The 12294-nt window shown below is 43.1% G+C and carries 10 protein-coding genes; 4 read left to right on the top strand and 6 right to left on the bottom strand.

Annotated features, from left to right (window positions below; genetic code table 11):
• Positions 1–102: 102 nt before the first annotated feature.
• The 6 genes from ACE38W_RS11335 to ACE38W_RS11310 all read right to left on the bottom strand — a co-directional run bounded on the left by ACE38W_RS11335 (position 103) and on the right by ACE38W_RS11310 (position 5514).
• Positions 103–1518, bottom strand: a complete 1416-nt coding sequence (locus ACE38W_RS11335; protein WP_375830936.1) for a nicotinate phosphoribosyltransferase — start codon at positions 1516–1518, stop codon at positions 103–105.
• Positions 1519–1530: 12 nt separating this feature from the next.
• Positions 1531–2439, bottom strand: coding sequence for an NUDIX domain-containing protein (locus ACE38W_RS11330; RefSeq protein WP_375830934.1), 909 nt, complete (start codon positions 2437–2439; stop codon positions 1531–1533).
• 99 nt (positions 2440–2538) lie between these two features.
• Complete coding sequence (locus tag ACE38W_RS11325) at positions 2539–3225, bottom strand: NUDIX domain-containing protein (protein ID WP_375830932.1); 687 nt, start codon at positions 3223–3225, stop codon at positions 2539–2541.
• Between the two features lie 146 nt (positions 3226–3371).
• Positions 3372–3647 carry a hypothetical protein gene (locus ACE38W_RS11320; protein ID WP_375830931.1) on the bottom strand — a complete coding sequence of 92 codons (276 nt, stop codon included), beginning with the start codon at positions 3645–3647 and terminating at the stop codon, positions 3372–3374.
• An 11-nt stretch (positions 3648–3658) separates the two neighbouring features.
• Entirely contained in the window at positions 3659–4054 is a 396-nt protein-coding gene (locus ACE38W_RS11315; protein WP_375830930.1) for a nuclear transport factor 2 family protein, read from the bottom strand.
• Between the two features lie 113 nt (positions 4055–4167).
• Positions 4168–5514 carry a M28 family peptidase gene (locus ACE38W_RS11310; protein WP_375830928.1) on the bottom strand — a complete coding sequence of 449 codons (1347 nt, stop codon included), beginning with the start codon at positions 5512–5514 and terminating at the stop codon, positions 4168–4170.
• A 202-nt stretch (positions 5515–5716) separates the two neighbouring features.
• Between ACE38W_RS11310 and gcvT the strand changes: the two genes are divergently transcribed.
• The 4 genes from gcvT to ACE38W_RS11290 all read left to right on the top strand — a co-directional run bounded on the left by gcvT (position 5717) and on the right by ACE38W_RS11290 (position 12185).
• Positions 5717–6805 carry a glycine cleavage system aminomethyltransferase GcvT gene (gcvT, locus tag ACE38W_RS11305; RefSeq protein WP_375830926.1) on the top strand — a complete coding sequence of 363 codons (1089 nt, stop codon included), beginning with the start codon at positions 5717–5719 and terminating at the stop codon, positions 6803–6805.
• A gap of 113 nt (positions 6806–6918) precedes the next feature.
• Positions 6919–7392: a cell division protein gene (locus tag ACE38W_RS11300; RefSeq protein WP_375830925.1), complete on the top strand. Its 474-nt coding sequence runs from the start codon at positions 6919–6921 to the stop codon at positions 7390–7392.
• 16 nt (positions 7393–7408) lie between these two features.
• Positions 7409–8140: a 2-phosphosulfolactate phosphatase gene (locus ACE38W_RS11295; RefSeq protein ID WP_375830923.1), complete on the top strand. Its 732-nt coding sequence runs from the start codon at positions 7409–7411 to the stop codon at positions 8138–8140.
• Between the two features lie 310 nt (positions 8141–8450).
• Positions 8451–12185 carry an SNF2-related protein gene (locus ACE38W_RS11290; protein ID WP_375830921.1) on the top strand — a complete coding sequence of 1245 codons (3735 nt, stop codon included), beginning with the start codon at positions 8451–8453 and terminating at the stop codon, positions 12183–12185.
• The last annotated feature ends 109 nt before the right edge of the window (positions 12186–12294 follow it).

Raw genomic sequence — 12294 nt, 5'->3', positions numbered from 1 at the left:
CGTTTAATCCATTATCGGGGTTTTAGGGGCCCGCCGCAGGCGGGCCCCTTCTCTCTTGCAAAAATCACAGGCCTTCAGCCTGTGATTTTTGCAAGAGAGAAATTAAATCGCTGCATTCTTCCTCACCTCATCAAAACTAATCGTATTCACCAACTCACCATTTTCAAAAACGGTCTGCAGTAAATCTTTCTGCTCTGGGCTCTCTTCTTCACGCAGTGTCGTAAATACTCCACTCTCTAATACCAGCTTGAGTTTTCCGGCTTTAGATTTTTTGAAAGATGTACGAAGATTACCTTCTTTATCCATTTCTGTCGGAGATTTCTGTACATCGATATGTTTACCATTTACCTGAGCATAGGAGCATTTGAGTGCAAACTCCTGTGTGTCGCGGTTAACGCGTTGGAGCAGGGCGCCACCCATACCGAGTACGAGATTTTCGGCACTGATACCGGCTTGCTCCAGTGCCGCGAAAATACCAGGGATAGAAGAGTAACTAATACCGTCGCCCTGTATTACACGCACTTGTGGAGGCAATACTTTGTATCCTTTTTCATTGATGGTAAAACCGAATTTCTCCATGAGAATCTGGAATATCCGAAGGAGTGTTTGAATGGGGTCGCCACTGTCGGGGCGGATAACGAGTGTACCTTGCCTGCTGAGTATTTGTTCTTTCAGTTCAGTGCCCCAGTATTGTTCACAGGCGCGGAAGATGTTGTAGGAATCAGAAACACAGGCGATCGTTCCGGTGGGGAAAGTATTCAGCACATGTTTAAAGATTTCCAGTTCACCTTCTTCGCCGAGAAGGGTACAAATGCTATGCTCAGTGGCTGGGATGGAAAGGCCGGGTGCGGTGCTTGCCTGGTAGTATCTTTTTGCAAATGTAGAACCAGGGATGGTATCACTGCCTGAGAAATTGACGAGGTGGGCGCTGCCGCCGATTCCTGCACTTTCTACAGAGCTGGCGCCTCGGAATCCGAAATCGTTGAGAACAAAATCAATTCCTGCAAACGCTTCAGCAGTGGCAGTTTTATCATAATATTCTTTTACTACTTTCTTAATCTCTCTGGATACAGAGGCTACTGTACATGGATACCATACCTGCATTAATAAAGTTTCCAGGAAGTTAGTAAGCCAGAAACATTCAGGGTCGGTGTTTTCAATGGTCATCAGTACATTTCGTACAGGCACTACCGTGCCTTCAGGAACAGCTTTGATGCGTACTGGTAATTTACCACCATGTTTCTCGATGATATAGTCGAATTTGCTTCTGTCAAAAACATCATTTCTACCAAAAACCTCCATTAATTCTTTCTCTGCCTCATCTATTTTTTCTTTGGTAATTACTACACCTTCGAGGTATTCTTTAAGGAAGTACTGTAAGCCATAGAACACGGTTTCATTGAATTTACCACCACGACTCTCGAGATAGGAATAAATGAATTCGGTACCAGGGATATATAATTTGTGATGAGAATATTTATAAGCGTCAGCCAGCAAAACGAGATTCTCTTTTGTCATAGCAGTAAGTTTTTAGTCTTGGGTAGAATATTTTTTGAGCAGCAACTGCATCAATGGGATGTGGGTATCTGTGATTTCCTGATGATCTATCAGCTGTGGAATATCTTTTACGTTTACCCATCTTAAAGCTTCCAGATCGTCTCCTGCAGTTGGTTCGCCATAGATCAGGTCTGTGACAAAAAGTGTGGTGATGATTTTATTCACTTCAGAACGATAGCGCCAGTCGTTTACTCGTACAGAAGAAACATATTCAAAGGCGCCTGGTTCAAATGTGCCGCATTCTTCTTGTAGCTCTCGGCGTGCTGCGGCTTCGAAAGATTCGTCTGTAGGGTCTGAAAACCCTCCTGGTAGCCGCCAGGCGGATTCGTTAGGTTTTCTTCCCAGTAACAATTCAGTTTTGTTGTTTCGGAAAACGGCGATATCTACTGTGGCATATACAGAAGGAAAAAGGCTGTAGGTATTGTAGATGATGCCTGCACGAAATTCTTCTGTGTCAAATACTTTATCAGAGATAGCTTCCCTCATGGCGGTGGCGTTGTAATCACTCACCGGTGGCAACGCAACTGTTGGATAACGCCCGGAATATGTGCCGATAAAACTATCGCGACTGCCATACAGCTGAAATGTTTCATGCGGAAACGTATTGTGTAATAGTTCGTCCAGTTTGTTGGACCAAACAATATCTGATTTCTGATCACTGTGTGGGAGTACAACAATTTCCGGGAACTGTTGCTTGATCATTCTTTCGCGGGTGTGGTAGTCGAGCGGATTCTTACGGCTACCTTTTACCGGACTAACGCCAAGTACTATCAGCACTCTGTTGTGCTGCTCTTTCACCTGCCTGATGATTTCCAGGTGTCCTTCATGTAAGGACGGTGTTTGAAATCTGGCGATAATAACTCCTGTGGGCTTTGTGTGCATCTTCGGTGCTATTTTGTGTAATTATGACACAAATATAAGCAGGTATTTTATATCTCCAAAATATTTTTTGTAAAAAATACACAAAATAAAGATGTGGGGTTAAATCTCGAACGCCATACCCTCCTTTTTCAGTTGGAAGTATTTGTCTTCATTAAAGCTGAAAAGCTTTGCCGGACGGCCTTGTGATACCTGTTTTTGTTTTTCGTTATGTGCGATCAGTATACCTAGGTGATTAATTTTTTTCTGGAAATTTCTTCTGTCGATAGATCTGTCGAGCAGGGTTTCGTATAATTTTTCCAGGTCGGCGATGGGGAACTTCTTATCCAGGAGTTCGAAGCCGATAGGTTCGTATCTTATTTTATTTCGCAGGCGTTTCACCGCCAGGTCAATAATAGTAGCATGGTCAAAAGCAAGATCCGGAAGATCTTTGATATTGAACCAGGAGGCGTCTTCAGCATCGGAGCTGGCTGCCAGCTTATAATTGGTTGGGTTTACCAGTCCGAAGTAAGCGATAGAAACTACGCGGCCTCTCGGGTCGCGATCAGGGCCTCCAAAAGTATAGAGTTGCTCCAGGTAATTGATATTCACGCCGGATTCTGTCAGCAGTTCTCTGGTAACGGCATCTTCGAGGGATTCTTCATCGCGTACAAATCCACCTGGAAGCGCCCAGCTATGGAGGTAAGGCTCAATAGTACGTTTAATCAGCAGCACCACGATGCCTTCCTTTGGTATATATCCAAATACTACTGCGTCAACGGTAAGTCTTATATGTTGCTTAATAGCCAAAGTAAAAACGGGTTATTTGCTTTTAATATAATGATCGATCTGGCTGGTGCCTTTATGCAGATTTACAAAAAGAGGATTCTTGGCCGGATCGAAAACAATAATGGTATTAGCTTCCCATGCATCCTGTGGTGTAGGAAGGTCGATAACTACTTCCTGTTGATTGGTCGAACAAAGAGCAGACTGTCTTTACCGGCCATATGTCTTTTAAACCCTTGCTGGTCAAGATAATCAGTCAATTCTTTTTTAAGTTTTTGTATAGAATCAGACAATGGGCCTGGTGCTGGTTTCATCTCACGATAAACATAGCTTTTTTCTGTGATCACGTCATATGCCGATCTATCCATCGTTTTTTCACTGCGCTGGCTGTTGCAAGCCATCATCAGGCAAGCTGCCAGCGATAATATTGAAAATAATTTTCCCATATCTTTTCCTGTTATTGTTCGTAACAATCGTAGTTACGTTGACGATAAATTTTACCGTCCCGAAACTCAATTATAGTGCAAATAAAAGCTTTCATTATCTGTCCGCGGCGAAATTTTCCTGCATCTACCCCAATTTCCCCGGTCCATTTAGCTTCTACGACCAGTGTATTCCCATTTTCAAACGCCTTTAGCACGCTATAGTGCTGCGATTTGAGTATCAGCCTTGTAGTGGCCATACTCTCCATAATGATCTCAAAATTCCGCTGTTTAATATCATTAGACATCTGGTTGGGATATTCTGTCTGGATGATATTTGGATGAAATATCCTGGCAAATTCAGCAACATCTGCTGAAAAATTTTCCAGTAGCTGAAAATATTTATAAACTACCGCCAGTTTTTCGTCCATTCAGGATTTAATTACGAATTACAAATTACACAATAGCTGTCAGTGCATCAAGTGATGCAGCAAACAAATTGCGAATTTATAAAATTCGTTATTATATCAGCATCAGCTTCGACTTATTTGATGGCGGCTGTCTGTGGATCCGGGGTATTGGAAAAGGCGAGTTTATCTTTTCCATCGGTCTTGTCTATCAGGTCGTACACCACTTTCATGACGGTAAGCGTGCCTTCATAGTTGATTTTATCAGCGCTGTCGCCGCTCTTATGAAAGTCTTCCCGGCCGGTAAAGAAAAACAGTACAGGAATATTTTTTTTATAGAAAGAGGTATGATCAGAAGGGCCTATACCGCTTGGGTCATACACGATTTTTGTTTCTTTTGCACTTCCCTGCAACAAAGAAGACCAGGCGGGGCTGGTGCCTACTCCACCGATTTGCAACCCATTTTCAGGACTCAGCCGGCCTATCATATCCAGGTTGATCATATAATTTACCTGTCCAAGATCAACAGGGCTATGGCCTGTCAGGTATTTAGAGCCGCTCAGATCTTGCTCATTACCAGAAAAGGCTACAAAGAGATAATTGCTGTTATGGAGATTAGAAGCTTTCACCTGGCGGGCGATTTCCAGTAATGCTGCGATGCCGCTGGCATTGTCGTTGGCGCCGTTGTACAATTTATTGTTCTCCTGTATATCTTCTCCAAAACCTAAATGATCATAATGTGCACCGATGATCACTGTGCGAGAGGCGTTATTGTCAATATAGCCGATCACGTTAGTCCCGGATTGTTTTACTGGTTGAAGGGCAATTTGCATATTGATCAGGAAACTGTTGGCGTCATCATCTGCCAGTAATTTGCTGATATCTGCTGCTACCCAAACCGCCGGAATGCTGGCTGTTGTGGGTTTTTGCTGTAACCAGCTTTTTACTTCTGCAGGTTGTTCTTTTCCATTAAAGAAAATAACGGCTGTAGCGCCGGATTTGGCTGCAGCAGCAGTTTCCTGCTGATACAGGTCCAGGCCTGTTTTATATTTAGTACTATCTATCTCCGTAACGTTGATCAACCATATGTTTTCTGGTTCATTGGCTTGTGGCAAAACTTCTCCTTTTGCTGCTTTTTGTGCCGAAAAGGGTAATGGAATATACTGACTGCCGGTATTGAGCTGATGGTGATTCAGTTCAAAAGAGCAGGAAGGAGCTGGTTCCAGTCCTTCTTTTACAGTAAATGTTTGAAGAAAGCCATCGGTGCCTTTGGGGGTCAACCCTATCTGCTGCATTTGAGACACAATATATTCAGCTGCCAATCTTTCTCCAGGAGCGCCTGTCCGGCGTCCTTCCAGTTTATCGCTGCTGAGGTAATTGATGTGCAGTTGCAGGTTTGTCAGGGTTTTTCGGTCGCTCTTCTTCTGCGCATTTACATACATGGTAGTAACTACCAATGGTAACAGCCAGGTTATCTTTTTCACAGCAAAACAATTTTGGGTGTGAATGCAAAATTACGGATTACCCTTCACCAATAAGGAATTTCATGCCAGAACTTTTTACTATTTCATTGTATTTTAGGTATTTATAATATATCGGTTTAGTCTGCTGAAAGTCATGTGTCAATTTCTGTCTGGCTTTCGTAAGCCCCAAAATGCTATTTTTGCCGCGTTTTAAAAAATAAGTATGAAAAACACGCCTTTTACAGAAAAGCACATAGCGTTGGGTGCTAAAATGGCTGCATTTGCAGGCTACAACATGCCAATATCATATACGGGTATTAATGATGAACATCAGGCTGTCCGCACCAATGCCGGTGTGTTTGATGTGAGTCACATGGGCGAGTTTATCTTAAAGGGAGAACACGCACTGGACCTGATCCAGCGTGTAACCAGCAACGATGCTTCCAAGCTGACCGCAGGTAAAGCCCAGTACAGCTGCCTGCCTAACAATGAAGGTGGTATTGTGGACGACTTACTGGTATACTGCATTGAGCCAAACAATGTGTATATGCTGGTAGTAAATGCAAGCAATATCGAAAAAGACTGGAATTGGATTAGTCAGTTCAATACCAACAATGTAGAGATGCATAATATCTCTGACAAAACCGGTCTGCTGGCTATTCAGGGCCCTAATGCTTCCAGTATGCTGCAGCCTTTGACTGAAGTAGATCTGGTAAACCTGAAATACTACACTTTCGCGAAAGGCGAATTTGCTGGTGTTCCTAACGTAATTATCAGCGCTACTGGTTATACCGGTGCTGGTGGTATCGAAATTTATTTTGAAGATAAAGACGGCGCTGCAGATAAAATCTGGGATGCACTGTTTGCAGTAGGAGGTCCTAAAGGTCTGAAACCTATTGGCTTAGGTGCTCGTGATACCCTGCGTCTGGAAATGGGCTTCTGCCTCTATGGTAATGATATCGACGACCGTACCTCTCCTATGGAAGCAGGTCTGGGCTGGATTACCAAATTTACCAAAGACTTCCCATCACGTGCTATCTTCGAAGCACAGAAAACAAACGGTATTGAACAAAAACTGGTAGGTTTTGAAATGGTGGACAAAGGTATTCCTCGCCACGATTACGAAATCAAAGATGCTGCTGGTAATGTAATTGGCCGTGTAACCTCTGGTACACAGTCTCCATCCTTGCAGAAAGCTATCGGCCTGGGTTATGTAAAAACTCCTTTAGCAACCCTGGACAGTGAAATCTACATCGCCGTTAGAGATAAATCACTGAAGGCAAAAGTGGTAAAAGTGCCTTTTCTGGGATAATTAAAATATTCGGCCAGGCTATAGGAATATGAATAGCCGGTTAAAGTTATTAATTTCGGTGCCTGGAAAACTTATTTTCCGGGTACCGGAATTTTTATAATTATACCATATCTATGCCCACTATTCATCTGACAACCGTAATCCATGCTCCTAAGGAGCGGGTTTTTGACCTGAGCCGGAGCATTACGCTCCATAAGAAAAGTATGGAGCATACCCGAGAAGAGCCTATCAAAGGCAAAACCAGTGGTTTAATTTCCTGGGGAGAATCAGTTACCTGGCAAGCCCGCCATCTGGGTAAACTCAGGCAACTGACCACTAAAATCACCCAGATGTCCACCGGGGAACATTTTTGTGATGAAATGACGGAAGGCGATTTTACCTTCATGAAACATGATCACTTCTTTAAAGAGATAGGGAATGGTACAGTGATGATAGATATGATGGAATTTGGTACTCCCTATGGCTGGTTAGGCCGTATAGTAGAAAGATTTTATCTGCTGCAATACATGACGAAGCTATTGAGTCTTCGCAACGATGCAATTAAGGAATATGCGGAAACGGACAAGTGGAGAGTGATCCTTGATTAAAGAAAAACGTAACTGAATGACAGAAAGCAACAAACCCAGCCTGGAAGTATGTTTATCTCCGGCTCTATTACATCTTTATGATGTTAAAAACAGTATCGTAGTAATTATTGACGTGCTGCGTGCTACATCAACCATCTGTACTGCATTGTACAATGGCGCCGCAAAAGTAATCCCTGTGGCCTCTGTAGAAGAATGTGTTAACATCGGACGCGCTATTGGCGGTATCACCGCCGGCGAACGCGATGGCAAAGTGGCGGAAGGCCTGGTTCATGGCAACTCCCCATTTGAGTACCCAAGAGAATTTATTGAAGGTAAAACACTGGTACTCACTACCACCAACGGTACTAAACTACTGCACATGGCTAAAGATGCCATCCAGATAGTGACCGGCTCCTTCCCTAATATTACCGCAGTTTGCGACTACCTTATATCACAGGGACAAAACGTTATTCTTGGCTGCGCTGCCTGGAAAGACAGGGTAAACCTCGAAGATACCCTCTTCGCAGGCGCAGTAGTTAACCGTATCAAATCCCATTTTGATGTCAACTGCGACTCCGCAATCGCCGCTGAAACCTTGTACAGCGCCGCTCAGGGAGATATCTATACTTTTATGAAACAGGCCTCTCACTACAAACGCCTGTCTAAATACCACCTGGAAAAAGATATTGAGTATTGCCTGACTGCCGATGGTGCCAATGTATTGCCCCTGTTTAAGAACGGAGAACTCATTGCAGAACCATCGATTTAAGGGTATTTAGTCCTTTTATTGACGGACAAACAATATTAAATTTTTATAAACCTTCGTTAAAAAGAATGCTGGTACCACCGGCATTCTTTTTTGTTTCCTATAATTTAAGTGAGAATCAGTGCGTTTAGAATGCTCTTTTTTACTTATTTTTAAAGAAAAGATATGTTATCGGAGATAGGCAGATGAGCTTTTTTCATTAGCAATTTTCTGCTTACTTTTGTGGATTGCCTTTTTACCAGTCGCCGATGACTTATTTTTCTTACTTTAACCCTTTGGCTGGTAAAATAAAAGACTGGCAACAAGAGATAGTATGTCGCTACCCCATTTGCTTAAATATGTTTATAACAACGGCACTGATGAAGTGATCCGCAGGGGGAAGCGTATATTTTCTACCGGTGGTGTCGAATTAATTGAGGCAGATCCGGTATTAAAATCAGCTACCTTCCGCGTGAAGAGCGACACTCATGCCAATTTTTACCGTGTATCCATCAACAAATACGGAGATACATCGGGTATGTCCATCCGCTGCCAATGTCCTTATAACCTTGGAGACATTTGCCGTCACGAAGCAGCCGCACTTTTCCAGCTCCAGGAAATGCTGGACAAAAACCAGTTCGAGAGCTTCGAAACACAATTTGATCAGCAACACACGCTGATCAAAATGAAGTCTATCGACCTCAAAACCATTAAACTACTTACTTCCGGCGGTATCTTCGCAAAAGCTGAAAAACTGGCGAAAGAACATCCCGCGAAAATCATCTCCGCAAAAGATGAAAAAGTAGAAGCCGTCATCCACATCGACGCAGAGGAATTTCCCTTAATCATACAGCGTAACGAAGAACGATTCTTCGATACCCACTGTACCTGTGATGAAACGGAACATGCCCTTTGTGTGCATAAAACAGCGCTCTTCCTGCAACTCCTGCAGAAACACGGACCGTTTTATTTCGATACGCTTCGTAACTGGGACAAAGAGAAAAACAAACTTCTCTCCCTCTACGGCTACTCCCTCAGCGATGATCTGGAAGGTAAATTCACTTTTACCTATACCGATGGGAAACCTTTCCTTCGTGTATTAGACCCTAGCATCAAAAGAGTAGATGGCACTACCATCGGCAGGCAACAGGCCCCGGCCCCAGCTCCCGTAGATGAAACTATCACTGCAACACAACGTCTGGCAACGGTTTTCAATGCCAACGAAACATTATATCCTTACTTCCGCATAGATCTTGTTAGCGGTGAGGTAAACGACGAACAAACTGAATTCGTTTCCCTAGCCAGTAAGCTGGATTTATCCAAATATGTGGACTTTTACCAATACAAGGAGAAAGACAGAGAACTGATCGCTCCTGTACGTAAGCTCCAGAATTCAGAAGTAAGTAAGTTCCTTAGCAAGAATTCTCCTTTTGCCGGTATATGGGAAAATATTACCCACGAAAATGCAGAAGAGCTGCCTACCGAAACAAAAGAATTAATGCTGGAATACCTGCATCCTAAATTAGCCAAGTTGTTCCCACAAGCGGCTGAACAAGGACTGATATTCCTGTTACCTAACAGACAGGCATTCAAGACCAAGAACCTGGTCGCTGTTCAATTAGGAGCGGAACGTCTTCGACTGATCATCAAAACGCATACTACCACTTCCAATGTGGAAATAGAATGTTTTGTGTCTATTGAAGGCGAAGAAGTAAACGTATCCCGCAATGCATGGGATAGTCCGTTGCTCTTCCTGTATAAGAACGTAGTTTATATGTTCGAAAATCCACAGGATTCATTACACGTAGAATTATTCCGTCAGAATAGTAAACTAAAAATTCCAACCAAGGAATGGCCGGTATATCTCAAAGATTACCTGCTGCCAATGAGCCGCCAATACGATATCCAATTCGACACAGGCTTGCTGGCAGAAGTGCACGACATCAAACCGGAAGCACGTGTATACCTGAAGGAAATGGGCGAAACATTCATCATTCAGCCTGGATTTGCTTACCGCGGTCAGGAAGTAGAATGGAATGATGAAAGTAAAATCACCGTTCAGGAAGGCAATAAAGTAATCGTCATTCATCGCAATAAGGAAGCAGAAGATGAGTTTGTAGCCAAACTCCGTACACTGCATACCAATTTTGCGCAGATCGATAACAACAACTATTTCTACCTGCGCGCCAAAGAAGCACTGAAAAACAACTGGTTCTTCCTCTTCTTCGACGCCCTGAAAGAAATGGACGTAAGGGTTTTCGGCTTCGACAACCTGCGGAACTTCAAATTCAGTTCCCATAAGCCGGTAACCAATCTCCAGATCAGCTCCGGCATCGATTGGTTCGATGCACAAATTGAAGTGTTGTATGGCGATCAGCGTGTATCCATCAAGGATATTAAATCTGCACTTGCCAATAAACAAAATTATGTGCAGCTAGCTGATGGCAGTCTGGGTCTTCTTCCGGAAGAATGGCTCCGCAAATATTCTCTGCTCTTTAAAGTAGGGGAAGAAAAAGATAAAGGTCTTAAACTCAGTAAATATAACTTCTCTGTTATTGATGAACTCTACGAGTTTATTGATGATGAAGCGGTAGTAATTGAACTGGAACAGAAACGTAAAAAGCTGTTGCAGTTTGATGAGATACGGAATATTGAACTGCCGGAAAACCTGCATGCAAAACTGCGTCCTTACCAGGAAAGCGGCTTCCAGTGGCTCAACTACCTCGATGAAATCAAATGGGGCGGTATTCTGGCTGATGATATGGGTCTTGGTAAAACCATCCAGGCACTCACCTTCATTCAGTACTATAAAAACAAACATGGACGCTGTACCACATTGGTAGTTTGTCCGACCACCCTGATTTATAACTGGGAAAATGAGATCAAGAAATTCACACCGGAGATAACACATCATATTCACCATGGTCCTACCCGACTGAAAACAGCGGAAGAACTGGGTAAATTTGATATTATCATCACCACTTATGGTACGCTGCGTAGTGATGTGCAGCTGCTAATGAAACTTGAATTTGACTATGTAGTACTCGATGAGTCGCAGGCAATCAAGAACCCGCAGTCTAAAGTGACCAAAGCGGCGCAACTGTTACATACCAAAAACAGGCTGGCGCTCAGTGGTACCCCGATGCAGAATAATACCTTCGATATCTATGCACAGATGAACTTCCTAAACCCTGGTATGCTGGGTAGTGTAGACTTCTTCCGTAATGAGTTTGCAACGCCTATCGATAAATTCCAGGACGAAGAAAGAAAAGAACATCTGCGTAAACTGATATATCCGTTTATCCTTCGCCGTACCAAAGAACAGGTGGCGAAAGAATTACCGGAAAAAATTGAAACAGTTATTTTCTGTGAGATGGATGCGGAACAACGTCATATTTATGATGCGTACCGTAATAGCTATCGTTCTAAAATCCTTGGTGTAATCGAAGATCAGGGCATGGAACGTTCGCAGCTGACCATCCTGCAAGGTTTGATGAAATTGCGCCAGATCTGTGATAGCCCTGCTATCCTGAATGATACAGAGCAGTATCCAAACCACTCTGTGAAGCTACATGAGCTTACCCGTGAGATTTCTGAAAATATCGGCAATCACAAAGTGTTGGTATTCTCTCAGTTCTTGGGTATGTTGGGCCTCATCAGAGAGCGACTGCAGCATATGAAAATTCCTTTCGAATACTTTGATGGTAGTACCTCTACGATGGACCGTGAAAAGGCCATCCAGAACTTCCAGGGTAACGATGAGTGCCGTGTGTTCCTGATTTCCCTGAAAGCTGGTGGTGTGGGTCTTAACCTCACTGCGGCCGACTACGTATACATCGTAGATCCATGGTGGAACCCAGCAGTAGAGCAACAGGCAATTGACCGTACTCACCGTATCGGACAAACGAAAAATATCTTCGCTTATCGTATGATTTGTAAGGATACCGTAGAAGAAAAAATCCTTCAGTTACAAGAGCGGAAGAAATCACTGGTGAAAGAGATCATCGCTGATGATAACGGTTTCGTGAAGAAACTCACCAAAGAAGATGTACTTTATCTCTTCAGCTAGTACAAAGCTAAATCTCCATAATTTATCAAGGAAAGTTGATAGTAGTCCAGACTATTATCAACTTTCCTTGTTTTATTTATACATCAAATATTAATGCAATTATATTTTT

The sequence above is a fragment of the Chitinophaga sp. Hz27 genome (genome assembly GCF_042263525.1).
Classification (GTDB): Bacteria; Bacteroidota; Bacteroidia; order Chitinophagales; family Chitinophagaceae; genus Chitinophaga.
The sequence above is the reverse complement of the archived record's forward strand: the minus strand, read 5'-3'. Positions and strand labels throughout refer to the sequence as shown.

Coding starts and splice junctions, on each gene's coding strand:
- ACE38W_RS11335 (WP_375830936.1), bottom strand. CDS start 1,518: ATGACAAAAGAGAATCTCGTTTTGCTGGCTGACGCTTATAAATATTCT.
- ACE38W_RS11330 (WP_375830934.1), bottom strand. CDS start 2,439: ATGCACACAAAGCCCACAGGAGTTATTATCGCCAGATTTCAAACACCG.
- ACE38W_RS11320 (WP_375830931.1), bottom strand. CDS start 3,647: ATGGGAAAATTATTTTCAATATTATCGCTGGCAGCTTGCCTGATGATG.
- ACE38W_RS11315 (WP_375830930.1), bottom strand. CDS start 4,054: ATGGACGAAAAACTGGCGGTAGTTTATAAATATTTTCAGCTACTGGAA.
- gcvT (WP_375830926.1), top strand. CDS start 5,717: ATGAAAAACACGCCTTTTACAGAAAAGCACATAGCGTTGGGTGCTAAA.
- ACE38W_RS11300 (WP_375830925.1), top strand. CDS start 6,919: ATGCCCACTATTCATCTGACAACCGTAATCCATGCTCCTAAGGAGCGG.
- ACE38W_RS11295 (WP_375830923.1), top strand. CDS start 7,409: ATGACAGAAAGCAACAAACCCAGCCTGGAAGTATGTTTATCTCCGGCT.
- ACE38W_RS11290 (WP_375830921.1), top strand. CDS start 8,451: ATGTCGCTACCCCATTTGCTTAAATATGTTTATAACAACGGCACTGAT.